The organism is Nonomuraea sp. NPDC050536 (genome assembly GCF_044457685.1).
Taxonomy (GTDB): domain Bacteria; phylum Actinomycetota; class Actinomycetes; order Streptosporangiales; family Streptosporangiaceae; genus Nonomuraea.
In genome coordinates, this window is the sequence record NZ_JBITHD010000019.1 from 129,859 (window position 1) to 154,922 (window position 25,064).

The following is a 25,064-nucleotide window of genomic DNA, read 5'->3' on the forward strand; positions in this document are numbered from 1 at the left end:
CCTCCCCCAGATTCCGTCTGGCCAGAGTCAAGCCTGCGGCTTGTTTGTGCCGTGTCACGCGGAGAAGGGCACCCCGGGGCGGGTCGTCAGGCGGTGGCGATCTCGTAGACGGCGAAGTTGCCCCACTTGAGGTTGGCGTTGCGGACCACCAGGCGGAGCTTGCGCGTGGTGACCCGCTGGGGCAGCGTGATCGTGCGGTTCTCGACGGTCGCGGTGTTGCCCGACCACGTCAGCTTCTGGCCGGCCACCTGGGTCACCCAGGCCGAGCCGTTCCAGGTCTGCACGTCGAGCTCGGTGATGGCCTGGCCGGTGGCCCAGGCGGTGTGGATGGTGACCGAGCCGATGCTCCTGTCCTGGCCGTAGCCGACGTCGATGGTGCCGGGGAAGGTGATGCCACTGGCGACGCTGCTCCACGAGGTGTTGACGTCGCCGTCGACCATGCGGAAGGGGTGCAGGACGCCGAGGGTGGCGTAGGAGGTGGTGGCCACCGTCACCGGGCCCGGGTACTGGTGGAAGCCGCGGTCGGGCTGGGTGGCGGAAACGGTGCCGCCGAAGTAGTCCGCGATGCCGGGCGCCAGGCTCACGCCCCTGCCCCTGGCGGGCGAGTCGGACTGGAGCTGGTAGTCCTCGGCGGCGGTGGAGCCGGGGTTGACCAGCTTGGGGTCGGACTTCAGCGCGTTGGTGTCGGAGGGCGCCGGGCCGCCGGAGTAGAGGTTGGCGTCGTAGAGCGTGCCGTTCTGCGCGTCGTAGCCGGCGGTGGTCTTGTTGACGACGACGTTGTTGCGGATCTTGATGCCGGTCGCGTTGTTGTAGATGTGCACGATCTTGCCGAGCGGGTAGCTGCCTGCGCCGTTGTAGGGCGGCTTCACCACGACCACGCGGCCCCCGGCGTACAGCGTGTTGTTGTAGATCTCGGTGCCCGACGTCTCGGTGGACAGGCTGAACAGCTCGTAGCCGTCGTCCCTGCTCAGGTTGTAGCGGACGGTGTTGGTCCTGGTGGGGGCGCCGGTGAAGGAGACGGTGATGAAGAAGCCGCCGTCGTTCTCGTGGCTGTAGTTGTACTGCACCACGCTGCGGTTGTTGTCGGCGTCGGAGTCGAAGCCGTGCCCGTCGGTGCCGGGGCCGTTGAAGCCGGTGCGCGAGACCTCGTTGTGCTGGACGACGATGTCGTCGTTGCCCTGCCACCAGATCCCGACGTTGCCGCCGTTGTTGACCAGCCGGCCGCTGGCCGCCCTGTCGACCCGGTTGCCGTCGATCAGGGCGCCCTTGGTGTGCATGGGCGTGATGCCGCCCGCGGTCACGTCGTGGACGTAGTTGCCGCGGATCACCACGCGAGTGCTCGGCGTCCAGGTGACGACCTCTGAGTCCGGAATTCCGGTCTCGACGGGATACAGGCTGGTCATCCCGTTGCGCCGCGACCAGGTGGACCAGGTGATGATCCCGTAGGAGCGGATGTCGGCCACCTCGTTGTTCTCGATGACCAGGTTGTCGTAGTAGGTGGGGACGCTGTTGCCGCGGATGGACACCAGCAGCCCGGCCGCGCTGACGTAGCTGCCGCCGGGGCCGTCCACGTCGTGGATGAACAGGTTGCGCAGGGTGACGTTGGCGAGCACGCCGGCGTCCTTGGCGAACAGGTTGACACCGGTGCGCGGGGTGGTGCCGTTGCTCCAGTTCGTCACCTCGAGCCCGTCGACGGTCAGGTCGTGCACGTTGCTCACCTTGACCGCGGCGTCGACCGTGCCCTCCCCCGCGATGATCGGTTTGGCGCCGGTCCCGTAGGCGCCCACGAACGCGGGGCTGCCCGCCGTACCGGCTCCTTGGACGGTCAGCCGGCCGCTCCAGCGCTGCCCCGCCCTGAACAGCAGCCGATCACCGGGACCGAGAGTCAGCTGACTGGCCTTCGCGAGGGACTGCCAGGCCGAGGCCGAGCTGGTGCCGGAGTTGGCGTCGCTGCCCGACACGGCGTCGACGTAGTAGGTGGTCCCCGCCGACGCATGAGCCGGTACGGCGGGCAGTAAGGACAGCAGGCACAGAGGTAGCAGGAGTTTGCGCATCAAGATGCTCCTATTTCGAGATTCCGGCGGTCATTCCCTCGACGATGCGGCGGCCGAGCCAGAGGTAGAGCACGATCATGGGATAGACCAGGATCACGATCCCGGCGAACAGGCCGCCCCAGTCCGAGCTGTACTGCATGGAGCTGTAGAGGTTGAGCAGCGCGGCGGGCAGCATGCGCTCCCCCGGCTGCGGCGCGATCAGCAGGACGAGCAGCGTCTCGTTCCACAGGCCGATGACGTTGAGCACGAGCACGGTGACCACGCCCGGCCTGGCGACCGGCAGCACGATCCGGACGAAGGACCGCAGGGGGCCTGCGCCGTCCATCTCGGCGGCCTCCTCGATCTCGTGCGGCAGCGAGCGCAGGTAGCCGGTGAGCACGAAGACCGAGAACGGCAGCGACAGGGCCACCTGGAAGATCAGCAGCGTGATGCGGTTGTCCCACCAGCCGGTGACCCAGTCCTCCATGAACGTGTAGAGCGACAGCTTGATCACCACGATGGGGATCACCACGGTCTGCAGCGGGATGCTCAGCCCCATCGCGAAGTAGCCCGTCAGCGGTCCGGCGAGCCGACGGCTCGAGCGCGCGAGCACGTACGCGGCCGGGGCCGACAGCGCCACGATGAGCAGCGAGCCGAGCAGCGTGAGCACGGTGCTGTTCAGCGCGGCCGAGGAGAACCCGGCCGCCTGCCAGGCCGCGCCGTAGTTCTCCCAGTGCGGGTCCTCGGGCAGCGAGAACGGGGTGAGCCAGACCTCGCCGGACTCCTTGAGCGACTGCAGCCCGATCCAGGCGACGAGGGCGAGGTTGAAGGCCACCCAGGCCCACAGCGCGATCGCGGTCGCGCGCGGGAGCAGGATGTCGCCGAGCAGGCGCCTCATGCCAGCTCCACCCGCTCGCGGCGAGTGATGCGCCGGGTCAGCGCGACCAGCACCGCGGTCACCAGGAGCACGACGACCCCCATCGCGGCGGCCCTGCCCAGGTCGGGAACCCCGGAGCCGCTGATCGAGTAGTACTGCTGCACGGCCACGGTGCGCGCCTGCAGGGGCGGGCTGGCCGGGGTGCCCGCCGTGGTGAAGGCGAGCACGATCTCGAAGATCTTCAGGCTGTTGACCACCCACAGCACCGCGGAGACGGCGAAGACGTCCCAGGTCAGCGGCAGCGTGATGTGGCGGAACTGCTCCCACCTGGTGGCTCCGATCAGCCGCGCGTCCTCGTAGATGTAGGCCGGGATGCCGTCGGCCGCCGACATCATCAGCGCCACGTAGAAGCCGGTGCTCGACCAGACCAGGCCGCCCACGATGCAGCGGAAGACCAGGTCGGGCCCGAGCCAGGGCTGCGGATCGAGGCCGATCCAGCCGAGCACGGTGTTGACGGCGCCGCCGGGGTTGAGCAGGAAACCGATGGCGGCGCCCACCGCGATCACCGAGATGATCATCGGCAGGAAGATCACGGACCGGATGAAGGCCCGGCCCTTGAGCTGCCTGAGCACCACCATCGACAGGAACGTGAAGGCGAAGACCAGCCCGCCGCCGACGACGGCCAGCACGAAGGTGTTGACGAACGCCTGGCGGAAGACGTCGTCGCGCAGCAGCGCGAGATAGTTGCCCAGGCCGCGCCAGCTCATGTCCGAGCCGGGGCCCGCCCACCTGGTGAGGCTGACCCAGAGCCCGAACAGCGACGGCCCCACGAACAGCACCGTGTAGGCGAGCAGCGCCGGCAGCAGGAAGGGCCAGAAGGCGCGCCGGATGTTGGCTCCCATCGGCTCAGTTGGTGTTGGCCAGGTGCTCGGCGGTCTTGCGCCTGCCTTCCTTGACGAACCCCGCCGCGTCGATCTTGCCGGAGATCAGCTGGTCGTCCAGCGGCAGGAACAGGTCGTTCCACCAGCTCTTCGCGGCCGCCGCGTCGTCGTAGGTCCTGTGCGTGGCGGTGGCCTCGTTGACCGCCTTCTGCACGGCCAGCAGGTGCTCGGGCGCCGGCACGTCGGCGCGCGAGGGGATGTTGAGCGCGGACGTCGAGATCTGCTGGATGTACGGCTTGCGCAGCGCGAAGGCCAGGAACCTCTTCGCCGTGGCCACGTTCCTGCCCTTGGCGTTGACCGCCCAGCCGAGGGTGCCGACCTCGACCGAGTCCTTACCTCCCGCAGGGAGCTGGAAGGAGGCGACCTTGGCGCCGGCGGCCAGCTTGTCGTGGGTCTCGCTGGCCAGCCAGGTGCCGTTGATGTTCAGGTCGTGGGTGCCCTGAGCCCAGGCGTCCTGCGCGGCGGGGAACTTGGTGGCCATGAAGTCCTTCTGGAAGTAGCCGCCCTTGGCCAGCTGTTCCACCTTCTTGGCGGCGTCAAGGACCTCGGGCTTGTCCCAGGCGGCCGGGTCCTTCGACAGCGCCTTGAGGCTGCCCGCGCCGTTGGCCCGCACCAGCAGGCTGTAGAACCAGTAGACGTTGTAGAAGTTGATCGTGCCGTCCTGGGCGATCGGGGCTCGGCCCTCCTTCTTGGCCTTGTCCAGGTAGGCGATGAAGTCGTCCCAGGTCCTGGGGTCGAGGCCGGGGTGCTTGGCCGCGTCGTACCAGATCGCGGTGGAGATGACCGTGTGCGGGACGAACGCCAGGCCCTTGTCGGTGGACGAGGCCTGCCGTACGGCTTGGGGCAGGACGTCCTGGACCTTCTTGCCCTCGTCGGGGATCTCGGCGGTCAGCACGTCGTCGAGCGGGGCGACCACGTTCTGCGCGGCGAACGCGGCGATGTTGTCCGTGGCGGTGTCGAACAGGTCGGGCCCCTGCCCGGAGGCCATCTCCGTGGCCAGGTTGTCGACGCCCTTGCGGCCGGCGAACTTCACGTCGACCTTGGTGCCGGTCTCCTTGGCGAAGTCGTCGAAGATCGTCTTGATGATCTTCCCCTGGGGTTCGTCCGCGCCCCAGGCGGAGACGTAGACCAGGGACTGCTTGCCCGGCTCGGCGCTGTTCTTCTTGCCGCAGGCGGACACGCCCAGGGCCAGGGCGCCGAGCGCCACGACGGCGGTGAGCTTACGCATGGATGGCGGGGCCTTTCTGAAGGGGGGTGACGGTTCCTGTGTGCCGGGCGCGTTCGGCCGTCCAGACCACCCGGTGCGTGGCGAGGCTCTCGGTCCCGCTGGTCAGGACCAGCGTCGGGTCGCCCTGGGCGACCGCTGCCACGAAGGCGTCCAGCAGGGCGGCGTCGCCGCCGCCGTGGCCGGTCGCCGCCGAGGCGTCCTGGCCGGCCGTGGTGACGATCTCGGTGATCTCGTCGGTGACGAAGTCGTGCACCGTCAGCCGCACGCCGTCCCCCTCGATGGAGCCGCGCGTTCCGAAGACGCGCGTCTTACGGTGCTCCAGGGCGGCGAAGGCGGTGACGGTGCAGGTGGCCGAGGTGCCGTCGGCGAATTCCATGGTCACGACCTGGGTGTCGGCCACGTCGTTGGCGCAGGCGTAGACGCACCTGCCGTACGGGCCGTCACGCAGCGCGGCGAGCACGCCCGCCTCGGTGTGGTCGGAGGTGACCGCCGACAGCGGCCAGTACTCCTTGTCCGGGTCGCCGAGACAGCCCAGGTAGAGCCGCTTGGCCGAGTAGGGGCAGGCGGGCTCGATGGGGCAGTCCAGGCACCGCTTGGCCGCGCCTGGCGGTGCGCTCTCGGCGCGGAAGTGCACGAGGTTGCCGAAGGAGGAGATCCGCTCGGGCAGCGCGCCATTGATGTGCACGATCCAGTCCAGGTCGTGGCACGCTTTGGCGAGCAGCATCGACGCCGACTCGGCCTCGACGCTCCAGTTCCCGCGGACGAAGGAATGCGCCTGGTGCCACCAGCCGACCTGCTCCAGATGCTGGATGTTCATGATCTGGCCGATCCGGCCGCCGTCGATGAGTTCCTTGAGCGCCCGGGTGTAGGGCGTGTACCGCATCACGTGGCAGACGGCGAGGATCACGCCGTGCCTGCCTGCGGCCTCGGCGATCGCCGCGGCCTGTTCTTCCGTGGGGGCCATCGGCTTCTCCAGCAGGATGTGGTAGCCGAGCTCGGCGGCGCGTACGGCGGGCTCCAGGTGCATCCGGTCCTGGGTCGCCACGATGACCGCGTCGGCCAGCCTCGGTACGGCGAGCAGCTCCTGCCAGCCGGCGAAGGCGTACTCCGGCGGGATGCCGTGCTCGGCCGCCAGGCGCTCCCGTCGTCCCGGATCCGGCTCGGCCACGGCGACGACCCGGGCCCGGCCGCCGGCCAGGGCTTGCTGGGCGTAGCCGATGCCACGCAGACCCGCCCCGATGACGGCGAGTGTGACCATGAACGTCCTCTCGGGCTTGCGACTTACTAATGAAGCCTGTTTTTATTTGTCGGGAAGTTCAGCTGTCAAGGGGGCCATAAGTGATGATTCGCGGCAGCGACACCTCGCGGGTGCGCCGGATCAACCTGGCCGCGACGATCCGCGCGCTGCGCGGCCGAGGCCCTGTCGGCCTCACCGACCTGGCCAAACGCACCGCGCTGTCCCGCCCGACGATGGAGAGCCTGGTGGAGGAACTGCTCGCGGCGGGCTGGATCAAAGAACTTCCGCCGGAGAGCGGGCAGATGGGCCGCCCGGCCAGGCTGGTGACCTTCAACGCCACGGGCGGCTACGTGGTCGGCGTCGACGTCGGCTCCTACATCATCCGGGCGACGCTGGCCGACCTGGAGGGCGAGGTGATCGCGCAGCACGCCGAACGCGTCGATCCCGCCTCGGGCCGCGCGGCGCGCCTGGCCGCGGCACGGGCGGCGGCCGCGGGCGCGCTGAAGTCCGCGGACGTGCGGGCCGACCAGGTCGCCGCGCTCTGCGTGGGCACCACCGGCGTGGTGACCGCCCAGGGCGTGGTCAGGCTCTCCGTCGGGCTGCCCGAATGGACCGGCGTGGACCTGGCGGCCGAGATGCGCGGCGACTTCGCCTGCCCGATCCTGGTCGAGAACGACTGCAACCTGGCCGCGCTCGCCGAGGGCTGGATCGGCCAGGCGCAGGGCGTGACCGACCTGGTCTTCGTGCTGTCGGGCGTGCGGACGGGCGCGGGCCTGCTCATCGACGGGCGCCTGCACAGGGGCGGGCGCGGCGGCGCGGGCGAGATCGGCGCCCTGCCGCTGCTCGGCTGGTGCCGCGCCCCCTCCCATCTGACCGGCTTTCCCGGCCTGCCCGAGGGCACCGCGCCGGAGGACGCCGCCGCCTTCGTCTTCGGCCGCGCCCGCGAGGGCGACCCGGCGGCCCGCCAGGCGGTCGACGGCTTCGCCAAGGAGCTCTCCGAGGGGGTGGCGGCGCTGGTGCTGACCGTCGATCCCGACCTGGTCGTGCTGGGCGGCGGCATCTCGCGTTCGGGCGACGTTATCCTTGGACCGCTGCGCCGGCACCTCGATCCGTACTGCCTGGAACCGCCCGCGCTGTCCGTGTCCACCCTGGGCGACCAGGCGGTCGTGCTGGGGGCGGTACGGCACGCGCTGAACCAGGTCGACGCCCGGCTCTACGACATCGACTCCCCCCTTCCGAGGCCCACCACATGATCGTGAAATTTCATGACGACGGCGCTCCTGCCCGGTTCTTTCACCCGGACCTGCCCGAGCACCCCTTCCTGCTGCAGGAGGGGGACGATCGCTGGCACACCGCCGCGCACCGTTGGGGCGCCGGGTTCGCCATCACCGATCGCGGCTCGGGCCGCTGGCGGGGTCCCGGCCGGGTCACCGGCTCCCTGACGCTCGAGGTCACCAGGTCGGCCGGCGAGCGCCTGCTGGAGACCTACACCTGGACCAACGACTCGGACCGCCCGCTGACCATCGGCTCGCTGGCGATCTCCCTGCCGATCAGGGACGTCTACGACTCGGCCGCCGACTCCCTCACCCGGGCCTGCCACGCGCACGTCTGGACCGGCGGGGCCTGGTCGTGGGTGCTGGCACAGCCGATGTCGGGCCGAGGGCCGGTGCTCGGCACGATCGTCAGAAGCGGGGCGCTGTGGGCGTACTCGATCGAGTCGCGCGGCAGCCACACCAGCTCCAACGTGCGCGGGCACCTGATGGTGCACGTCACCGACCACGCCCGCAACCCGTCGGCGTTCGGCGGGCAGCTCGCGCTGGTCCTGGAGCCCGGCGGGAGCCACGTCCTGGAGCTGGAGACCGGCTTCCACGCGTCCGTAGCGGAATTCCTCGAGGCCACCAGGCCGCCTGTCGCGGTGGGCAGCCTGGTCGCCGAGGTCGGAACGCCGCTGCTCGTCGGCTCGCAGGAGATCGTCTCCGACACCCATGGCGTGAAATATGTGGATATCGCGGGCGGTAGCCGTACCGCTGTGCTCTTCCACCAGCCGCGACGCGAGCTGGTCGAGCGCAGGATCGGCAGGATCCTGGCCGACCACCGGCCGCTCGAGCGGGCCGAGCCGGACCGGCACGCCTTCCTCCCCTACGACAACGCGACGGGGCTCACCCAGACCGCCAACGGCTGGGGCGACTGGACCGACGGCGCCGAGCGGCTGGCCATGCCCACGCTGCTCCAGCAGGCCCGGCTGCGCGGCTGGGGCCCGCAGGAGGAGATCGACTCGGCGCTGCACGGCTGGGCCCGCTTCGCCCGCCACCGGCTGGTCTCCCCCGACGGCACCGTCCATCGCGGCAGCGACTTCCCCGAGCGCGTCCCCAGGCTCTACAACTTCCCGTGGATGGCGCACTTCTTCGCCGACCAGTACCGGCTGTACGGCGAGGCCGCCGATCTCGAGCTGGCGGCCCGGATTCTCGAACGCGCCTACGCGCTCGGAGCCGAGAACCATCTGCTGATCGGCCTGCCGGAAGCCGTCCGGCTGGTCACGTCGCTGCGCGGCGACACCGCCCTGACCGAGGCGCTCCAGCGGCACGCCCTGCACTTCGCCGGCCTCGGCACGGACCTGCCCAGCCACGAGGTCAACTACGAGCAGTCCATGGTGGCCCCGCTGGTCACGCTGCTCGCCTCGGCTGACCCGACGCCTTCGACGCAGGCCGCGCTTGAGCGGGCGGTGCGCTGGCTGCGCGCCTTCGGCGGACCGCAGCCGCACGTACGGCTGCGCGACATCGGCATCCGCCACTGGGACGGGTTCTGGTTCGGCCGCCACCGGCACTACGGCGATGTCTTCCCGCACTACTGGAGCGTGCTCACTGCTGTCGCCCTCACGCAGATCGGCGACGCGGGCACGGCCGAGGCGATCTTCCGCGCCAACCTCGCCAACTTCTTCGCCGACGGCACGGCCACCTGCGCCTTCCTCATGCCGAGCTGCGTCGAGGGAGAGCCCGGCCACCGCTCCGATCCCCTGGCCAACGACCAGGACTGGGCCCTGACCCTCTGGCTCAGGCACTCACCGTGAGTCGCGTGGCCGGGGGTGCATGCGTGTCAGGGATCACCAGACGTCCCCTGGCTGGAGCGAGGTTGACCACAGCTGCCTCCTGATCACGCCGGGTAGTCGTCGGCGTGGTGGTCCGCGTTCGCCAATGCCGTCCGCTGGTCATGGGCTGCCGAGCCGTCGTCGGACGAGCTGGAGGTGTCGGGTTTGCCGCGTGGTGCGTCCTCGTAGGCGGCGAACAGGTCGACCAGCGCGCGCACCGGAGTGTGGGCTTCCGTGGGATACCGGAAGCTCCGGTGCAGGTTGAGCCGGTACCGGTTACGGCGCCCGACACGATCTCTGCTGAGGTAGCCGGCGTCGTGGAGGTCGGCCACGATGCCCTGCACCGCTCGCTCGGTGATGCCGATGGTGGCGGAGATGTCGCGCAACCGGATCTCGGGATCACGGGCGATCTCCAGCAGCACCCGTGCGTGGTGGGTCAGGAACGTCCAGGACGAATGATGGTCAGAACTGTCCATCGTCTTCACGCTTTCACATGAGCCGCTGATGTTCCTCTCTCCGATCCCTGCGTGGGGAACGTATATTCACGAAAATTACTTCCGGTGTTAGGCTGGTTTGGCCAGACTCCGGCTTGCCACTGTTGTGGAGAACCCCATGCCCACCGATTTGTTTGCCATGCGTCTTGCGGCGCGGAAAGGCCGAGGCTCATCGTGACGACGCTCGCGATGACCTGTCAGCAGTTGCGTACCGGCGCGCTCATCAGCGTGACGGGCGAGGTGGACATCACCACGTCCGCCCATCTGCAATCGGCGATCAAGGAAGGCCGCCGGCCGGGCGAGCCGCTGATCCTGGACCTGGGCGGCGTGACGTTCCTGGACAGCACCGGATTGAGTGTGCTGCTGGACGCGCACACCGCCGCCGAGCGTGACGGCGGCAGCCTTCACCTGGCCGATGTGCAGAGGTTGCCCATGCGGGTCTTCCAGATCACGGGCGTCCTGCCACGCCTGCACCTCCACACCACCGTGGGGAGCGCCCTCGCGACCCTCATCGAAGCCGGCCAACGCGTCGCAGCCAATGACGAATGAAGCGTTGTCCACGGATCAAGAAGGCCCCCCTGAGCATCCCCGCTGATGAGGCCGGCGGGTGATAGAGGGGCTTCCGGCTGGGTAGTCGCCGTCGCCTGAAGGACGAAGAGGTGACCTCGTGAACGACCAGAGGAAGTCCACCGCCGAACTGATCAGCGACTTGGCCGACTTGAGAGAGGCTGCGCGACGATGAGCGAGACCGATCCCGGGTTCAGCCACGAGCAGGCGGGCGACGTCGGCGCCCGGCGCGCCACCGTGGGCGCCCCGACCGATACCGAGTCCGTCAACGTACCGCTCACCAGGCCGGGGGCCGTGGAGAACGCCCTGGAGGCAGAGCAGGAACACCGGCCGCACGAGACGTTCGTCCCAGAACCGCCGATCAGCGACGAGCCGGACGTCCCCGCGGCCCACGCCGAAATAGAGCGGACCTCGGCGCCCAGGAAGCGCCCGTTGCTGCTCATCGCGACCGCGGGAACCATCGCCGTGCTCGTCCTGCGTGCTCTGGTGAATCGCGGGAAAGCCAGGTAGGCCTCAGGAGGCCCCGTCGGGCATCACAGGAGCGGAGAACGTCGGGACGGCGCCGTCGGCCGAGTTCACGGTCCGGAGTTCGCGCTGGGCGCCGGCCTCGTTGGCGGTCCGGGGTTCGCGCTGGGCGGCGGCCTCGTACGCCGAGAACAGGTCGACCAGTGCCCGGACCGGCGCGTGGGCTTCCGTGGGGTGGCGGAACTTCTGGTCGAGGTTGAGCCCGTACCGGTTGCGGCGCCCCACCCGATCACGGGTCAGATAGCCGGCGTCGTGCAGGTCGGTCACGATGCCCTGTACGGCGCGCTCGGTGATGCCGATGGTGGCCGAGATGTCGCGCAATCGGACCTCGGGATCACGGGCGATTTCCAGGAGCACCCTGGCGTGATGGGTCAGGAACGTCCACGCCGAATGATGGTCAGAATTGCCCATCGACATCACACTTTCCCACGTCACAGGCGGCTTGCGCACGGAGCCGTTGAAGGGACCCTCCCCATCTGGAGAAGAACGAATCGCCTTTCACGAATCCAGCTTCCGGAGTTATGGTGGTTTATCAGACTCCGTCATGCTACCGACGGCGAGGGCACTCATGCTCACCACGCCAACGATCACACGCCTGCCGCATCGAGAGCCTGACACGTGACCACGCTCGAGGTGACCTGCCGGCAGCTGCCCGAAACCACGCTCCTCCACGTGACGGGCGAGGCTAATCCCGGACGCGTGAACCGCACCTACCCAGCCGTCGCCGCGCAAACCGGTGGTCATGCACGCTGACCTGCGCAAATCAGGTTTGCGATGCACAGCAGGGGCAGCGGCGAGGTATGCATGTAGTCGTCATAGGCGCCACCGGCAACGTGGGCACGTGCGTGATCCGGGCGTTGGCCGAGGACCCCGCGGTCACCTCGGTCCTCGGACTGGCTCGCCGTCTGCCCTCCTGGCGTCCACCCAAGACCACCTGGCAGGCCGCGGATGTGATCTGCGACGACCTGGTTCCGCACCTGCGTGGCGCGGATGCCGTCATTCATCTGGCCTGGCTGTTCCAGCCCACCCGCGACCCGCTGGTGACCTGGCGGGCCAACGTGCTGGGCAGTCTGCGCGTCTTCGACGCCGTGTCCGCCGCGGGGGTGGGGGCACTCGTCTACGCGTCCTCGGTGGGGGCCTACTCACCCGGCCCCAAGGACCGGCGCGTCACCGAGGACTGGCCCACCAACGGCTGGCCGACCGCCGCCTATGGACGGGAGAAGGCCTACGTCGAGCGGGCACTGGACGTCTTCGAACGCGACCATCCGGGCATCAGGGTGGTGCGGTTGCGGCCGGGCTTCATCTTCCAGCAGGCCGCCGCGACCGAGCAGCGCCGCCTGTTCGTCGGCCCGTTCCTGCCGCACCGCCTGGTGCTGCCCGGCTTGATCCCCATGGTGCCGGACACGCCGGGATTGGTCTTCCAGGCGGTCCACGGCGAGGACATCGGCCAGGCCTACCGGCTGGCGGTCACCAGACCCGTGAACGGGGCGTTCAACATCGCCGCGGAGCCGGTGATAGACCCGCGAACGCTCGCGGAGTTGCTGAAGGCGCGCCTGATCCCGGTGCCGAGGCTCCTGCTGCGCGGCGCGGCCTCGGCGGCCTGGCATCTGCGGCTGATCCCGTCGGCTCCCGAACTCGTGGACATGGTGCTACGGCTGCCGCTCATGGACACCACGCGCGCGCAGCAGGAGCTCGGCTGGAGTCCGCGGCACACTGCGGTCGAGGCCTTGCAGGCGCTGCTCGAGGGCACCCGAACGGGTGCCGACCTGGACACCCCTCCGCTCTCGGCACGAACCACCGGCCCGGCCCGAGTCCGCGAGCTGATCACCGGCATCGGCCGTCACCGCTGACCCTGCCCGAATGACCAGCGGGATCCTCACCAGCGGCTCCAGCCCACCATCTGCGTCCACGCGGTGGCTCCGGGGCTCAGCGCGCGAGGAGCGGTCCGCGGGGCGGCGTCGAGCACCCGGTCGGCGACCTCGGTCAGGTCGTGGGCCACTTCTGGGGCCTGCTCGATCTCCTCCTGGCGGGTCTGGGGAGTGGGGACCAGGATGCCGTGCGCTCCGGCGGACCTGGCCGCCTGCATGTCAGTGCCGATGTCGCCGACGACCAGGCAGTCGCGCGGGCTGACCTCCAGCACGCACGCGAGCCTGATCACCAGGCCGGGCGCCGGCTTACGGCAGGTGCAGCCCGCGGCGTCGTCGTGCACGCAGATGGCCCACGCGTCGAACGGTCCCAGCAGTTCCTCCACGCGCGCGTTGACCTGATCCATCTCGTCAGCACTGAGCAGTCCGCTGGCCACGCCCGACTGGTTGGTCACCACGCCCACCGGTACGTCCGCGTCCCTCAGCCGGCGAAGCGCCTCCACGGCGCCCGGCATCGGCTCCACCTTGTCCGGATCGCCGTTGTAGGGCACGTTCTTGATCAGCGTTCCGTCCCGGTCGAACAGCACCGCGCCGGGACGACCGCGTTCGAACACCACGCACCTCCCTTGCTGCCTGCGCTCCGGCTACCCGAGACCCAACCCCGCAAACAACCACGCAGAGCGACCCTGCCGGATGTTCGCCCGGGTGGAGGACGGGTCGCGAGGCCCGGCACCGCGCTGTCCGCCGGGCGGCTCGGCCGGCGGCCGCGGGTCTCCGCCGAGGAGGGGCTGCGCCGTACCATCGGCCAAGGACCGCTGATCGCTGATGCGGTCTCAAACCTTGTGGTGGCCATGACCGCGACCGTCGCCGTGACCGCGGGCATGACCATGACCATCGCCGTGGCCGTGTGGTTCCTCGGTGGCGTCGCCGTGGTGCTTGCGGGTTTCGCCCGGGGGCGGATCTTCGGTCGCATGCGGGACGAGGGGCGTGGCGCGTTGCTCGGCGGAGACACGTAACACGTGCAGCGGCTCCGCCATCTGGATCCGGGCGGGCTGCAGGGGCGGCGGCTCCACCTCGACTGACGTGCCCGTCGGGGGCCACGACGCCGTCGCGATCGCGGCGACCACCAGGGACCCGATCGCCGCGACCTGCCGCCAATGGACGGCGAGCTCGTCGCGAATCCGCGTGCGGTGCCGGGCATGCCGTGCCGTGGGACGACCGGCCCGTGCCGTGGAATGACGGGTCATCGGGCCCGTCTCGACGACTTCGGTGTTCCCGGGGATGCCCATGGCGTCGTGCGGATCCTCGTCGTGGTGCAGGGCGGCCAGCCGTATCAGCTGGTCGTGGACCTCGGCGGCGTCGGGGCGCAGGGCCGGGTCCTTGGCCAGGAGCCCGGAGATGACCGGCGCCAGCGGGCCGGCGTGGCTGAACGGCTCCGGCGCGGCGTTCACGACGGCCGACAGGGTGGCTTGCTGCGTGCTGCCACCGAACGGCGCGCGGCCCTCCACCGCGGCGTACAGGGTGGCGCCCAGCGACCACAGGTCCGATCCTTCGTCGGACGGGCCGCCGGCGGCACGTTCGGGGGACAGGTAGGCGGGGGTTCCCATCACCATCCCCGGCCCGATCACGTCGTCCTCGCCGGGTGTGATGGCCAGCCCGAAGTCGGTGAGGATCGCCCGGCCGTCGCCGGTCAGCAGGATGTTGGCCGGTTTGATGTCGCGATGCAGCACGCCGGCCGCGTGCGCCGTGCGCAGCGCCGCCAGCACCTCCAGTCCGAGCCGGATCACCTCGATCGCCGGCAACGGTCCCCGCTCGCCGATCTCACTGGCCAGGGTGCGGGAGCTGACGAGCTCGAGCACTATCCACGGCCTGCCGTCGGCCACGACCATGTCGTGCACCGTGACGATGTGCGGGTGGGCCAGCCGGGCGGCGAGGCGGGCCTCGCGCACCGTCTGCCGCATCAGTGCCTGGCGGTCCGGCTCGGGCAGGCCGTCGGAGATGGCGACCTCCTTGACGGCGACCTCGCGATCGAGCAGCTCGTCCCGGGCGCGCCAGACCCTGCCCATGCCGCCCCGCCCCAGCTCCGCGAGCAGGCGGTAGCGTCCGCCCAGCAATCGCGCGTCGACCATGCCAGCTGGGCTACCCGATCAGTTCCGCCTCACGCGTCCTCACCCCGATCTCCTGACGTTTCGCAGGTCGGCCATTGGGTGGGCGTTCATGGGGCGGTCAGCGCGACGGCTGCCAGCGCCGAGGCGGCCAGGCCACCGGCCGTCACCAGGGAGGCGGCGATCAGCGGCAGGCGTCCGATCCACGCCCGTAGCCGCGCCGATCTCGCCACGTTCGTCAGCGCGTTCCTGCCTCGCAGTACGGCGATGCCGACTCCGGAGAGCGTTGCCGCCATGCCCACGCCGAAGGCCGCCACCATGGCGAGGGCGAACCCGGCCCGGCCGGTGAGCAGGCCGGTGAGCAGCAGCAGGAAGGCCGAGGGCGAGGGAAGCAGCCCACCCGAGGCGCCCATCGTGACGATGCCCCGCCACGTAAGCAACGAGGCCTCGTGACCGTGGCCATGCCCATGCCCGTGCCCATGCCCGTGCCCATGCCCGTGACCGTGGACTTGCCGGGGGCGGAGGTGGCGGAAGAGGAGACCGATGCCGACTCCCAGCACGACGAGCGCCCCGCCGAGCTGCAACCACCGAGTCACCACCCCGAGGGAGGGCGCGCTGTCCATGGCGAGCCACCAGCCGACGGCCAGCACGGCCACCGACACGGTGTGCATGACCGCCACCACCACCCCGAGCAGCACCGCGTCCCGGGTCCGGCCGTTGCCGCCGACCAGGTAACCGGCCGTCAGCGTCTTGCCGTGACCCGGCGCGCAGGCGTGCACCGCGCCGGCCACCAGGGCGACCAGCAGCGCGAGCGGCAGCACCACGTCGCTGTCCACCAGGGAGGACAGCTCGGCCGTCCACGCCGCGGCGAACCCGAGCGACGGGCCCGGCGTGCTCGCCGTACCGTCGAAGCGCAGCACGTGCGCGGGAGCGGTCGCCGTGTGCAGCGCGCCCCCACCACCCGGCGTCGTGGACACCGTCCGGTACGCCTGGTCCACATCGGTGAGCGCGGTGATGGTGACGGTGACGGCGCGGACCTCGGCCCGGCACCGGAAGCGCAGGACCGCGCCGGAGGCGGCGAGGGCCTCGGCCCGCACCGCCTCCGGCTGACACGCCGTCCCGTCCTGCGACACCTTGATGTGCTCACGCAGATAGTCGCCGACCTGCTGACCCCGGCCGGCGGCCACCTTGTCGAGCCGCGCCAGGTCATCGGCGGCGGCCGACCAGGTCACCTCGACCGTGTCGCCGTGAGCGGTCACCTTCGCCGCGAGCGGCGGGCCGAAGGGGTGTGCCCACCCCGGACCCGCCGCTCCCAGCAGGATCAGTGCCGCCAGGCCCACTGCCGCGAGCAGGCGAACGAGACCCCGTGTCATGGCCTTCATCACTCGCCGTAACCGCCACGGATCTTCGTGGCCTCGAGCGCGTGGATCGAGCCGTCGTCGGTCAGCGCGTAGAGCATGTTTCCACTCACCGACAGCGCCGACGCCACGCCCGCGCCCAGGTTGTACTCGGCCAGCTTGCGGCCGCTCGCCCGGTCGAGCGCCACCACGCGCCCGTCCCAGGTCGTCGCGTAGACCACGGTCTCGGTCGCCAGCGTGTGCATCGCCGGAGAGCCGGGACCCGCCGCGGTGCATCCGGCCGCGACCCGCCACTTGTCATCCATCGGGCTCTCACCCGGCAGGTAACCCAGCGGCGTCTCCCAGACCGGCTTGGCGGGAGTCGCCGAGGCCGTGTCGTAGGCCCTGACGACGCCGTCGACGCTGGCCACGTACGCCATCGCGCCCCTGGTCGCCGGGCTGGTCACCGGAGGCGGCCCAGGTTCGCAGGTGCTCGCCGTACCGAGCTTGGCCTGCCAGAGCACCTTCGCGCCCGCCTGCAGGTCGTGGCCGCGCACACCGGATGAGGTGGCGGTCACCAGCCCCGTGTCGGTGAAGGCGGGCGAGGACTGGGTGAACAGGTCGCCCCCGGTGTCCACCGATGCCTGCTGCTTGCAGGTGGTCAGGTCCATCGCGATCAGCGTCTGGCTGGACCCCGACTGCAGGTAGGCGGTGGTGGCGCCGGGCCGCCGTACGGCGACGCTGTGGAACTCGCCCCAGCCGGTCGGCGCGCCGAACCCGCCTGGCAGCTTGGCGCCGGTCTTGGCGTCGCGGCACAGCACGGTGTCCCACGCCTGATAGACCGCCACGGAGCGGTCCGGCAGGTCGAAGACGCTCACCGGTCCGCCGTCCCGGCCGTAGCGGCGCACGGTGGAGCCGGTGACGTGCTCGTCGTCGATCGTCTCCCAGGCCACCTTGCCGGTACGGGTGTCGAGCGCGTACACGCGGCCGACACCTGTGGTCAGGTAGACCTTGCCGTCGTGGACGGTCGGGAAGGACTCGGCGTCGCCGTCCAGGTAGGTCCGCCACACCTCAGCGCCGGTCAGCGCGTCGTAGGCGAGCATCATGCTGTACGGCGAGTCGAACGCCTGCGAGGCGACGATCACCTTGCCGTCCGACACGGCCGCGCCGTTGAGGTGGAACTGCTCGCCGGTGTTGGCCGCCCAGCGCAGGTCGAGCTTGGCGCCCGGGTCGTCCTTGGCCGACGAACGGGACTCCTCGTCGCCGCCCTGCCTGGTCCAGTCCTGGCCCAGCTTGGGCTGGTCGAGCCGGTCGTCGGCCAGCACCTGGAAGGTGGTCCTGACCGTCGGCCAGGCCTTACCCGCGGTGTCGACCGCGACCATCTCGGCCGTGTAGGTGCCCGGGTGCAGGCCGGCGATCCGGGAGCTGACCCTGGTCCACGAGACGTGCGCCGTGGGGCAGGGCTCCGCCTTACCGCCTGGCGGGGTGTAGCAGTTGACCTGGCCGGTGGGCTTGGTCTCTCGGCCGAACTCCAGGTGGCGGTCCTGCCAGACCACCTTGTCGTTCTTGAAGCGGATGGTCAGCGCGGCGGTGGCCGGGGTGCGGCCGTCGTCCTCGGCGTACAGCTCGACGGGGACGCCGGCCTTCGCGCCGTGGACGCTGCCCTCCGCGGGGCTGACCAGCGCGACGTCGTCGTCGACCTCGAACTGGCGGTGGGTGCCCGTGAGGTAGCCGGTGTCCTCGTTCTCCTTGGTGTTCGGGTCGTCGGTGATGTCGCTGAAGTCGAGGATCTTGTAGTCGGGCCTGGCGGAGTCGATGCCGTACACGCCCATGTTGTTGATCTCGACCGACCTGGCGAACGCGCCACGACGGTACTCGGCCTGCTGGTTGTGGCCGGCCGCGAACATGCGCACGTCGTACTTGGCCAGCTCGTCCACGGTCGGCTGCATGCCGGCGCCGGGACCCCACTTGGTGAACAGCGAGCGGTGCGCGAAGACCAGCACCTGCTTGCCGACGGCGTGCCTGCGCAGGTCCTCCTTCAGCCACGCCAGCTGCGGGGCCAGCCCACTGGAGTCGTAGTTGTCCTCCAGGACCACGACGTGACGGCCGTCGCGGTCGAAGCTGTACCACTCGGGGCCCATGTTCCTGCGCCAGTACTCCAGGCTGCCGCCGTAGCCGACGGAGGTCGCGGTGCCGCCGATGTCGTGGTTGCCGACGACCGGGTAGTACGGGTGGCCGAGCTTGCCCTTACGCAGGCCGTTGCGCAGGATGTCGTAGCCACCCTGGCGGCGCGGCTCGGCCGCGTAGTCGCTCACCGTGAGGTCGCCGGTGGTCATGGTCAGCGTGGCGCCCTGCACCTCGGACATCGCGTCGACCTGACCCTGCCAGCGCGGCAGAGTGTTCCTGGCCGCGTCGTCGGTGGTGTTGCTCACCTCGACGTCGGAGACCATCAGCCACTTCTCTTTGGGGTTCTTCGCGTTGGCGTCGGGCCGCAGCGCGAAGTCGAGACCCTTCAGCGGTCCCTGCCCACCCGGCACCTCGCGGAAGAAGGCCGGCACGTAGTCGTCGCGCAGCATCGGCGTGTAGCCGTTCGGCGAGACGATGCTGACCAGGTCCGTCTCCCTGCGGTTGCGGTCGACGGTGATCGAGTAGCCGCCGTCGGCGCCGGTGGTCGCCCACACCGCGCCGTCGGTGACGGACACCCCCGGCATGCCCTTCTCACCGGCGTCCTTGACGCCGTCGCCGTCCTCGTCGGCGAAGACTGTGCCCTCGACGGCCACGTTGTCGGAGCCGCGGCCTGCGAGGGTGAACGTGACCGGCTGGCTCAGCGGGTCATAGCCGTCGTTGGCCAGGAAGTGCGCCTTCCAGGTGCCTTCCCCGAGGGCGCCGCTGTTCAGCGTGACGGTGCCCGCTGCGTTCGGCGCGTACACCCAGGTCCTGGACGAGACCGAGCCGGGCTTTTCGTCAGCGCCGTAGAGGCCGATCCAGTTGAGAGCGCCCGGCTTGTCGGTGGTGTAGCGGAAAGTGAGCGGCTCGCCAAGCTTGGGGTTGGCGGTGGTGAGCTCGAGAGTGCTGCCGGCAGCGGCAGCCTTGGGCGAAGCACTCGGCGAGGTGCTGGCTTCAGGGCTTGCTTCGGTGCTTGCCTGAGTGCTCGCTTCGGTGCTCGGCGACGCGCTCGTCTCAGTGCTGGGCGCGACGCTCGGCTCGGGGGTCGGCCCGTCCACGGCGGCCTGCGCCGTGCTCGGGGCGATCACCGCGATCGCGAGCCCGGCGGCCACGACACTCAGCCATCCGGTACGGCGGCGCAGCCAGAGCACCGCCGTGACCGCCAGTACGGAGCCAAGCAGGATCGCCACCAGCGACAGCGGCGGCCACGGCGAGCGCGGCGCATGCGAGCCGGTGGCGTCGACGATCGGAAGCGCGTCGGTCACGTTCGACGTGACGCCGTCGAACTCGGTGACGATCTGCGACAGCCCGCCCGCGCGCAGCAGCGCGCCCAGGTCCAGGCTGTCCACCGCGCACGACCAGGCGAGCTCGATGACGACGCCGCCGGGGATGCCGCCGGCGTCGCCGGACACCCCGTGCGCGCTGACCGGGCACCCACCTCCCAGCAGCCCGCTCGCCCAGGCTCCTGCGCGTTCCGGGGTGACGACATCGCGGTGCACAACCAAGCGACCGCTTGTTATTCCGGTCGTGGCGCTGACGACCAGCTCGGCGTGGCTACGGGTCAAGTGGGCGGACGCGGGACCAGCGGAGATGCCGAGCGTGACGGCCAACGCCACGGCGAATGCTCCGAGGGCCTGCACAGTACGTAACAGGTGATGCTTTGCTGAAGACACGCGACAAAACTAGACAAGTCGCAATCCAGAAGCCGAGACACCAACGGCGATGTTCATCCCATTCGTCCCAAGAGTTCACCCGCGTCCCCAAGCCGGTGTACGCACGGCTGGGCGGGCGTGAACGTTCGCCCACGAGTCCGTCCCCGCCGGTAAGCCGCGTCGTACTGGACTGGCCGGAGATCCATCCGGGATCCTGGCCACGTCCTACACGAGGGAGATCGACCATGAACGCACAGGTGGACGTGCTGACCGCCGGTTACGCCGAGGATCGGGTCGCGAGCACGGTGACGCTGATCAGGGACCAGGACGCCGTGATCGTGGTGGATCCCGGCATGGTGGCCGGGCGGCACCTGATCCTGGACCCGCTACGCGACCTCGGCGTCGCCGTCGAGGAGGTCACCGACGTGGTCTTCAGCCATCATCATCCCGACCACACGCTCAACGCGGCGCTGTTCCCCCGTGCCCGGTTCCACGACCACTGGGCGATCTACCAGGACGACCGGTGGGACAGCCGGCCGGCCGAGGGGTTCGCCCTGTCGCCCTCGGTCCGGCTGCTGGCCACGCCCGGCCACACCAGACAGGACATCTCCACCGTGGCCGACACCGACGAGGGCACGGTCGTGCTGACCCACCTGTGGTGGCACGCCGACGGCCCCGACCCCGACCCGCTCGCCGAGGACCTCGAGCAATGGCGCGCGGGCCGGCAGCGGGTCCTCGACCTCAACCCGATCCTGATCATCCCCGGGCACGGCGCCGCATTCACCCCCGCGGGATAGAAGCGCCGTCAGCGGGCGGCGATGAGGTCGCGGTAGCGACGGAAGAGGCGGATGTCCTCGCCGCCCGTGGCCAGGAGCGAGAAGCACTCCGCGACCAGCGCGCGGGCCCGCGTGCCCGGCCAGGGCCGCGGGAGCAGTTCGGGCGGCAGGAGCGGATCGGGCTCCATGGCGCGGGCGAACTCGGCGGCCACCTCGATCGCGATCGTCAGGCGCTGCGCCTCGGACAGGTCGGCGTGGCCGCGCAGGTGCTCCAGGCGGGGCCCGGCGACCTCGGCCAGCCGGTGGTGGCGTTCGGCGATCTCGGGCAACGGCCACAGCCCGGCGGCGAGCACCACGGGGTCGGCCTGGCCGCCCTGCCGCAGGTCCCGGCTGGTCAGGAGCGTGAGGTGCTCGCCGACGCCCAGCCGGCGGGCATGATCTTCGACGTAGGGTTCCCACGGGTTGGCGCTGACGTACAGGCCGCCCTGGATGGCGGCGCCGCCCAGGCGGGTGAGCTCGGCGCGCAGCGCGTCGCGCCCGGTGCGGGCGCTCTCGGGTACGGCGAAGGCCACCAGGTGCCAGACGCCGTCCCAGCCGGCGAGCCCGGCGTCCTGCCGGAAGGCGTGGTTGACGAACTCGACGTCCAGGCCGAGCTCGTGCTCGGCGGGGCCGGTGGCCCGCAGGATCGCCTTGCGCCCCCTGCCTTCCTGGACGAATCGCCCCTCGGCGGCCAGCCGCTTGATGCACAGCCGTACCTGCTGGTCGCTCATCCCCAGCAGGTTGCCGGTGGCGTAGAGCTCGGCGCCGTCGACGGTCATGTCGGGCCGCACCAGCGCCTCGACCAGCATCCGCGTGGGCACCTGCACGTCGGCGGTCATGTACGGCGAGCCTCCCCATCGATCGTCGCAAGCACGATAGCTCAGGAAACGATAGTAGCGACCCCGGGAATGTCCCCGGCGCAACCGCTGTTATGTGACCCGTGGCCGGTGTGCCCAGTGTCCCCGGGCCTCACCTATTGCCTTCGCGGACTACCGTTCGGCTGGAGCCGCGTTGAGCCTTTCGCCGAGAGGCGACCTGCACACCGGTACGCACTCGTGACAGTGCCCGTCCTCCCCCGGAGGGCGGGCACTGCGCATTCCAGCCCGCCGCTTCCAGACCACGACACTAGGCTCGCGCCTATGAATCGGACAGATCGGTTGTATGCCGTGGTGGAGGAGTTGCGCGCCGTCGCCCCCAGGCCGCGCAGCTCCCGCTGGCTCGCCGGCCGCTTCGAGGTCAGCCCGCGCACCATCGAGCGCGACGTCAGCGCCCTGCAGCAGGCCGGCACCCCGATCTACGTCAAGCCCGGCCGCAGCGGCGGCTACGTCCTCGACCCGCGCCACACCCTGCCGCCGCTGAACATCACCCCGCAGGAGGCGGTCGCCGTCGCCGCGGGACTCCAGGCGCTGGCCGCCACCCCGTTCGCGGAGACGGCCCGCTCGGCCCTGCACAAGCTGCTGGCCGTCATGCCCGAGCGCGAGATCGCCGCCACCCACGACCTGGGCGGCCGGATCGGCTTCATCAAGGCCGACGTCGCGCCCGTTCCCCGTGGCATCCAACAGGCCCTGACCGTGCGGCGGGTGCTGCGGATCTCCTACGCAGACCGCAACGGGGAGGCGTCCGAACGCCTGGTCGAGCCGCTCGCCTTCCTCGGAGGCAGCCACTGGTACCTGCTGGGCTGGTGCCGCCTTCGGGAGGCCGTCCGAGGCTTCCGGCTCGACCGCGTCGAGCGCGTCACGGTCACCGACGAGAGCGTGCCCCGGCGCGAGATCGACCTCTCCGAGTTCGACGCCCTCGGCCACGATGTGATCCCAATCACGCACCTGACGCTGTCGGGCGCGGGGCCGAAGCTCGGGGCATGAAACAGCTCTGGAACGACTGGACCAACCTCTGGAACGGCGATCTCTCCCTGGCGGAGCGCATCATCGCCGACAGGCTCACCGTCCACTCCCACGCCGCCGCCCCCGTGGGCGACCCCGACTCCGTCACCGACAGGCACGGCCTGGTGGAGTGGATCGGGCAGGTCCGCGCCTCGCTCGGCCCCGACCTCACCTACCACACCAGTGTCGGCCCCTTCCTCGACGACGGGCACCTCTCCTGCCGCTGGCTGGCCACCTTCACCGGGGAGGACGGCGCCCAGCTCACCAAGGGCGGCATCGACGTCCTGCGCCTCGAGGGCGACCTCATCACCGAGGTCTGGACCGTCACCGGAACCCGCCTCCTCTAGCCGCTCCGCTCCCTCCGGGTGAGAACGGGCGGGCTCTGGGCAGGGTGATCTGGGAGAACACACGGGAGGCCGATGCCTGCCGTACCGAAAGGACAGAGGCCATGCCACGGGGATCGAGCCCGAAACGGGAGCGACAGTACGAGCACATCAAGGACAGCGCCCGCAAGCGGGGGACGAGCGAGAAGCGGGCCAAGGAGATCGCCGCGCGGACGGTGAACAAGGAGCGCGCCAGGGCCGGCGAGTCCAAGACCGCCAGCCGTACCTCGACGCAGGACATGTCCTCGAGCCGTCGGGGCGGGCAGCGCTCGCACTCCGGCGCCCAGGGCCGCACCAAGGACCAGCTGTACGCCGAGGCCAAGAAGCGCAACATCGAAGGCCGGTCCAAGATGACGAAGGCGCAGCTGGAGAAGGCCCTCAGCTAGCTTGGACGCCCTCTGGCGCGCGCCAGGGGGCGCCGAGGCGGCTCAGCGTCCCGTCTCGGTGGACCGGGTGCGCGAAGGAGTCGTACCGCTTTCCTAAGATGACCGGCGTGAGCCAGAGCGACATCCAGTTCCGCAGTGACATGACCGTCGAGTTGATCAAGCACGCGGCCTCCGACGCCGACGTGCTGTGGGCGGCCCGGGTCTCGACCAAGGGAGAGAGCTCCCTGGACGAGGTCCAGGCCGACCCCGACGGCTCCCGCGGCCTGATCAACTTCCTCATGCGGGACCGGCACGGCACGCCGTTCGAGCACTCCTCGATGACCTTCTACGTGCGGGCGCCCATCTTCGTGTTCAGGGAGTTCATGCGGCACCGCACGTTCAGCTACAACGAGGAGAGCGGCCGCTACCGCAAGCTGGACCCGGTGTTCTACGTGCCCGCGCCCGACCGCAAGCTGGTCCAGGTCGGCAAGCCGGGCAAGTACGACTTCGTGGACGGCTCCGCCGAGCAGCACAAGCTCGTCACCGACATCACCAAGGACAGCTACCGCCGCTCCTACCAGGCCTACCTGGAGATGCTGGAGGCCGGCATCGCCCGCGAGGTGGCCCGCACGGTCCTCCCCGTCGGCCTGTACTCCTCGATGTACGCCACGTGCAACGCCCGCGCCCTGATGAACTTCCTGTCGCTGCGCACCAAGCACGAGGACTCGGCCTTCCCGTCCTTCCCGCAGCGCGAGATCGAGATGGTCGCCGAGCAGATGGAGACGATCTGGGCCGAGCTCATGCCCCTCACCCACGCCGCCTTCCAGTCCTGCGGCCGCGTCTGCCCCTAGTCACCAGGCTCCGGGCAGGTCCTGGAGGGGGCCGAGTACGATGGCCACCACGGCGGCTTCATCGGCGAGCAGTTCGGCATGAAGGGCGACCCGGACGGCTTCGCCCGCACGCTCCGCCAGGTCCTGTCCGCGTAGAGCCGGTTCCGGTCACGCCGTCGACGGCGTGACCGGACCTGCCCGCTACCAGTCCTCGAACGGCAGCGCGATGCGCGCAAGCGCGTCGAACAGGACCGCCCCGTCGTCCATGCGCACCACTCTGATCTGCAGCGCCTGCCCGCCGGCCAGGCCCTCCACCGCCGCGTAGGCGAACTCGGCGAAGTGGTAACGATCTACCGCGGTGTAGTCAGGCGGCGGAAGGGTTATCTGTACCTCGTACCGGTCCGGCGGCCACCGCCAGGGCTCCAATTGATCACTTCCATCTCTCAGGGAGGGGTCCCCGAGTGAACTCCCCCACGATCGTCCGTGCGGCCACAATCCGGCCAACTGTGACCACGTCGATGACCGATCGTAACTGTCCGGTAAGCGATCATTGCCAAAGGTGAGCGAACCTCGCACCGATGCGTGTTACCCCTGGAAACAGGGCGGGGAGGCGGCGCAGGGCGATCAGGCCGCACCCGAGAAGCAGGAAGGAGACGGCCGGCGCCACCGCGATGAGCGA

Annotated in this window: 23 protein-coding genes; 10 read left to right on the top strand and 13 right to left on the bottom strand. The window is 70.2% G+C overall.

Annotation, left to right across the window (positions count from 1 at the left end; translation table 11 throughout):
* Nucleotides 1-86: 86 nt before the first annotated feature.
* Genes ACIBHX_RS39885 through ACIBHX_RS39905 form a run of 5 tightly spaced genes read right to left on the bottom strand, consistent with a single transcriptional unit; the run spans nucleotide 87 to nucleotide 6,337 of the window.
* Nucleotides 87-2,054 (bottom strand): right-handed parallel beta-helix repeat-containing protein, encoded by a 1,968-nt coding sequence (locus ACIBHX_RS39885; RefSeq protein ID WP_397072658.1) that lies wholly within the window; start codon nucleotides 2,052-2,054, stop codon nucleotides 87-89.
* Nucleotides 2,055-2,064: 10 nt separating this feature from the next.
* Nucleotides 2,065-2,931 (bottom strand): carbohydrate ABC transporter permease, encoded by an 867-nt coding sequence (locus ACIBHX_RS39890; protein WP_397072659.1) that lies wholly within the window; start codon nucleotides 2,929-2,931, stop codon nucleotides 2,065-2,067.
* Nucleotides 2,928-3,812 (bottom strand): carbohydrate ABC transporter permease, encoded by an 885-nt coding sequence (locus ACIBHX_RS39895; protein ID WP_397072660.1) that lies wholly within the window; start codon nucleotides 3,810-3,812, stop codon nucleotides 2,928-2,930. The genes ACIBHX_RS39890 and ACIBHX_RS39895 overlap by 4 nt, the downstream gene beginning before the upstream one ends.
* Nucleotides 3,813-3,816: 4 nt before the next feature.
* Nucleotides 3,817-5,079 carry an ABC transporter substrate-binding protein gene (locus ACIBHX_RS39900; RefSeq protein WP_397072661.1) on the bottom strand — a complete coding sequence of 421 codons (1,263 nt, stop codon included), beginning with the start codon at nucleotides 5,077-5,079 and terminating at the stop codon, nucleotides 3,817-3,819.
* Complete coding sequence (locus ACIBHX_RS39905) at nucleotides 5,072-6,337, bottom strand: Gfo/Idh/MocA family protein (RefSeq protein WP_397072662.1); 1,266 nt, start codon at nucleotides 6,335-6,337, stop codon at nucleotides 5,072-5,074. Before ACIBHX_RS39905 ends, ACIBHX_RS39900 begins: the two co-directional genes overlap by 8 nt.
* Nucleotides 6,338-6,420: 83 nt before the next feature.
* Here ACIBHX_RS39905 and ACIBHX_RS39910 point away from each other — a divergent pair, with 83 nt between their 5' ends.
* On the top strand, nucleotides 6,421-7,569 hold the full coding sequence (locus tag ACIBHX_RS39910) for an ROK family protein (RefSeq protein WP_397072700.1): 1,149 nt from the start codon (nucleotides 6,421-6,423) through the stop codon (nucleotides 7,567-7,569).
* 2 nt (nucleotides 7,570-7,571) lie between these two features.
* Complete coding sequence (locus tag ACIBHX_RS39915) at nucleotides 7,572-9,383, top strand: hypothetical protein (protein ID WP_397072663.1); 1,812 nt, start codon at nucleotides 7,572-7,574, stop codon at nucleotides 9,381-9,383.
* 83 nt (nucleotides 9,384-9,466) lie between these two features.
* Here ACIBHX_RS39915 and ACIBHX_RS39920 read toward each other — a convergent pair whose 3' ends face one another.
* Nucleotides 9,467-9,877, bottom strand: a complete 411-nt coding sequence (locus ACIBHX_RS39920) for a helix-turn-helix transcriptional regulator (RefSeq protein ID WP_397072664.1) — start codon at nucleotides 9,875-9,877, stop codon at nucleotides 9,467-9,469.
* A gap of 192 nt (nucleotides 9,878-10,069) precedes the next feature.
* On the opposite strand from ACIBHX_RS39920, the gene ACIBHX_RS39925 reads away from it, so the two are divergent.
* Nucleotides 10,070-10,444 (top strand): STAS domain-containing protein, encoded by a 375-nt coding sequence (locus ACIBHX_RS39925; protein ID WP_397072665.1) that lies wholly within the window; start codon nucleotides 10,070-10,072, stop codon nucleotides 10,442-10,444.
* 189 nt (nucleotides 10,445-10,633) lie between these two features.
* Nucleotides 10,634-10,972 carry a hypothetical protein gene (locus ACIBHX_RS39930; RefSeq protein ID WP_397072666.1) on the top strand — a complete coding sequence of 113 codons (339 nt, stop codon included), beginning with the start codon at nucleotides 10,634-10,636 and terminating at the stop codon, nucleotides 10,970-10,972.
* Between the two features lie 3 nt (nucleotides 10,973-10,975).
* Here the strand turns inward: ACIBHX_RS39930 and ACIBHX_RS39935 are convergent, their stop codons facing one another.
* Nucleotides 10,976-11,398, bottom strand: coding sequence for a helix-turn-helix transcriptional regulator (locus ACIBHX_RS39935; RefSeq protein WP_397072667.1), 423 nt, complete (start codon nucleotides 11,396-11,398; stop codon nucleotides 10,976-10,978).
* 389 nt (nucleotides 11,399-11,787) lie between these two features.
* Here ACIBHX_RS39935 and ACIBHX_RS39940 point away from each other — a divergent pair, with 389 nt between their 5' ends.
* Nucleotides 11,788-12,837, top strand: coding sequence for an NAD-dependent epimerase/dehydratase family protein (locus ACIBHX_RS39940; RefSeq protein WP_397072668.1), 1,050 nt, complete (start codon nucleotides 11,788-11,790; stop codon nucleotides 12,835-12,837).
* 26 nt (nucleotides 12,838-12,863) lie between these two features.
* Here ACIBHX_RS39940 and ACIBHX_RS39945 read toward each other — a convergent pair whose 3' ends face one another.
* The 4 genes from ACIBHX_RS39945 to ACIBHX_RS39960 form a co-directional block, all read right to left on the bottom strand.
* Nucleotides 12,864-13,466 (bottom strand): D-glycero-alpha-D-manno-heptose-1,7-bisphosphate 7-phosphatase, encoded by a 603-nt coding sequence (locus ACIBHX_RS39945; protein WP_397072669.1) that lies wholly within the window; start codon nucleotides 13,464-13,466, stop codon nucleotides 12,864-12,866.
* A 219-nt stretch (nucleotides 13,467-13,685) separates the two neighbouring features.
* Nucleotides 13,686-14,981, bottom strand: a complete 1,296-nt coding sequence (locus ACIBHX_RS39950) for a serine/threonine-protein kinase (RefSeq protein ID WP_397072670.1) — start codon at nucleotides 14,979-14,981, stop codon at nucleotides 13,686-13,688.
* Nucleotides 14,982-15,067: 86 nt separating this feature from the next.
* Nucleotides 15,068-16,330: a hypothetical protein gene (locus ACIBHX_RS39955; RefSeq protein WP_397072671.1), complete on the bottom strand. Its 1,263-nt coding sequence runs from the start codon at nucleotides 16,328-16,330 to the stop codon at nucleotides 15,068-15,070.
* A gap of 8 nt (nucleotides 16,331-16,338) precedes the next feature.
* Entirely contained in the window at nucleotides 16,339-19,959 is a 3,621-nt protein-coding gene (locus tag ACIBHX_RS39960; protein WP_397072701.1) for a PQQ-binding-like beta-propeller repeat protein, read from the bottom strand.
* A 398-nt stretch (nucleotides 19,960-20,357) separates the two neighbouring features.
* Between ACIBHX_RS39960 and ACIBHX_RS39965 the strand changes: the two genes are divergently transcribed.
* Nucleotides 20,358-20,909 carry an MBL fold metallo-hydrolase gene (locus tag ACIBHX_RS39965; RefSeq protein ID WP_397072672.1) on the top strand — a complete coding sequence of 184 codons (552 nt, stop codon included), beginning with the start codon at nucleotides 20,358-20,360 and terminating at the stop codon, nucleotides 20,907-20,909.
* Nucleotides 20,910-20,917: 8 nt separating this feature from the next.
* Here ACIBHX_RS39965 and ACIBHX_RS39970 read toward each other — a convergent pair whose 3' ends face one another.
* Nucleotides 20,918-21,766 (bottom strand): PaaX family transcriptional regulator C-terminal domain-containing protein, encoded by an 849-nt coding sequence (locus ACIBHX_RS39970; RefSeq protein ID WP_397072673.1) that lies wholly within the window; start codon nucleotides 21,764-21,766, stop codon nucleotides 20,918-20,920.
* Between the two features lie 300 nt (nucleotides 21,767-22,066).
* On the opposite strand from ACIBHX_RS39970, the gene ACIBHX_RS39975 reads away from it, so the two are divergent.
* The 4 genes from ACIBHX_RS39975 to thyX all read left to right on the top strand — a co-directional run bounded on the left by ACIBHX_RS39975 (nucleotide 22,067) and on the right by thyX (nucleotide 24,406).
* On the top strand, nucleotides 22,067-22,789 hold the full coding sequence (locus ACIBHX_RS39975; protein ID WP_397072674.1) for a helix-turn-helix transcriptional regulator: 723 nt from the start codon (nucleotides 22,067-22,069) through the stop codon (nucleotides 22,787-22,789).
* Nucleotides 22,786-23,154, top strand: a complete 369-nt coding sequence (locus ACIBHX_RS39980; RefSeq protein ID WP_397072675.1) for a hypothetical protein — start codon at nucleotides 22,786-22,788, stop codon at nucleotides 23,152-23,154. Before ACIBHX_RS39975 ends, ACIBHX_RS39980 begins: the two co-directional genes overlap by 4 nt.
* Nucleotides 23,155-23,255: 101 nt before the next feature.
* On the top strand, nucleotides 23,256-23,576 hold the full coding sequence (locus ACIBHX_RS39985) for a plasmid stabilization protein (RefSeq protein WP_397072676.1): 321 nt from the start codon (nucleotides 23,256-23,258) through the stop codon (nucleotides 23,574-23,576).
* A 107-nt stretch (nucleotides 23,577-23,683) separates the two neighbouring features.
* A complete protein-coding gene (gene thyX / locus ACIBHX_RS39990) occupies nucleotides 23,684-24,406 on the top strand; it encodes an FAD-dependent thymidylate synthase (protein WP_397072677.1) in 723 nt (240 codons plus the stop codon).
* A 180-nt stretch (nucleotides 24,407-24,586) separates the two neighbouring features.
* On the opposite strand, the gene ACIBHX_RS39995 is transcribed toward thyX, so the two are convergent.
* Nucleotides 24,587-24,811, bottom strand: coding sequence for a hypothetical protein (locus ACIBHX_RS39995; protein ID WP_397072678.1), 225 nt, complete (start codon nucleotides 24,809-24,811; stop codon nucleotides 24,587-24,589).
* Nucleotides 24,812-25,064: the final 253 nt, after the last annotated feature.

Coding starts and splice junctions, on each gene's coding strand:
- ACIBHX_RS39890 (WP_397072659.1), bottom strand. CDS start 2,931: ATGAGGCGCCTGCTCGGCGACATCCTGCTCCCGCGCGCGACCGCGATC.
- ACIBHX_RS39980 (WP_397072675.1), top strand. CDS start 22,786: ATGAAACAGCTCTGGAACGACTGGACCAACCTCTGGAACGGCGATCTC.
- ACIBHX_RS39895 (WP_397072660.1), bottom strand. CDS start 3,812: ATGGGAGCCAACATCCGGCGCGCCTTCTGGCCCTTCCTGCTGCCGGCG.
- ACIBHX_RS39975 (WP_397072674.1), top strand. CDS start 22,067: ATGAATCGGACAGATCGGTTGTATGCCGTGGTGGAGGAGTTGCGCGCC.
- ACIBHX_RS39930 (WP_397072666.1), top strand. CDS start 10,634: ATGAGCGAGACCGATCCCGGGTTCAGCCACGAGCAGGCGGGCGACGTC.
- ACIBHX_RS39950 (WP_397072670.1), bottom strand. CDS start 14,981: ATGGTCGACGCGCGATTGCTGGGCGGACGCTACCGCCTGCTCGCGGAG.
- ACIBHX_RS39970 (WP_397072673.1), bottom strand. CDS start 21,766: ATGACCGCCGACGTGCAGGTGCCCACGCGGATGCTGGTCGAGGCGCTG.
- ACIBHX_RS39910 (WP_397072700.1), top strand. CDS start 6,421: ATGATTCGCGGCAGCGACACCTCGCGGGTGCGCCGGATCAACCTGGCC.
- ACIBHX_RS39955 (WP_397072671.1), bottom strand. CDS start 16,330: ATGACACGGGGTCTCGTTCGCCTGCTCGCGGCAGTGGGCCTGGCGGCA.
- ACIBHX_RS39920 (WP_397072664.1), bottom strand. CDS start 9,877: ATGGACAGTTCTGACCATCATTCGTCCTGGACGTTCCTGACCCACCAC.
- ACIBHX_RS39935 (WP_397072667.1), bottom strand. CDS start 11,398: ATGGGCAATTCTGACCATCATTCGGCGTGGACGTTCCTGACCCATCAC.
- ACIBHX_RS39885 (WP_397072658.1), bottom strand. CDS start 2,054: ATGCGCAAACTCCTGCTACCTCTGTGCCTGCTGTCCTTACTGCCCGCC.
- ACIBHX_RS39985 (WP_397072676.1), top strand. CDS start 23,256: ATGCCACGGGGATCGAGCCCGAAACGGGAGCGACAGTACGAGCACATC.
- ACIBHX_RS39905 (WP_397072662.1), bottom strand. CDS start 6,337: ATGGTCACACTCGCCGTCATCGGGGCGGGTCTGCGTGGCATCGGCTAC.
- ACIBHX_RS39965 (WP_397072672.1), top strand. CDS start 20,358: ATGAACGCACAGGTGGACGTGCTGACCGCCGGTTACGCCGAGGATCGG.
- ACIBHX_RS39940 (WP_397072668.1), top strand. CDS start 11,788: ATGCATGTAGTCGTCATAGGCGCCACCGGCAACGTGGGCACGTGCGTG.
- ACIBHX_RS39900 (WP_397072661.1), bottom strand. CDS start 5,079: ATGCGTAAGCTCACCGCCGTCGTGGCGCTCGGCGCCCTGGCCCTGGGC.